Annotated in this window: 1 protein-coding gene; it reads right to left on the bottom strand. The window is 48.2% G+C overall.

Going from position 1 to position 247, the window contains the following annotated elements; translation table 11 throughout:
* Window positions 1-247, bottom strand: a 247-nt coding sequence (locus tag AAEZ05_RS29660; RefSeq protein ID WP_350650209.1) for a 50S ribosomal protein L11 methyltransferase, incomplete at both ends; no start/stop codon positions are given.

Raw genomic sequence — 247 nt, forward strand, 5'->3', positions numbered from 1 at the left:
GCATAGACGTGACGTGCCCCTAACAATAATGCCGCAATACCTAAAATTCCTGAGCCACAACCATAATCAATCACCACTTTATCACTCAGATCTTGCTCTGTTAGCCAGTCGAGGCACAGGCGCGTGGTGGCATGATAACCAGTACCAAAGGCTAAGCCGGGGTCCATAATGATATTGGTCGCCTCAGGATTGGGCGGCGTTATCCAGTTAGGCACAATCCATAAGTTATTGGCGCATTCTATAGGAT

This window comes from Pseudomonas sp. HY13-MNA-CIBAN-0226 (assembly GCF_040310305.1).
GTDB classification, from domain to species: Bacteria; Pseudomonadota; Gammaproteobacteria; order Pseudomonadales; family Pseudomonadaceae; genus Aquipseudomonas; species Aquipseudomonas gregormendelii.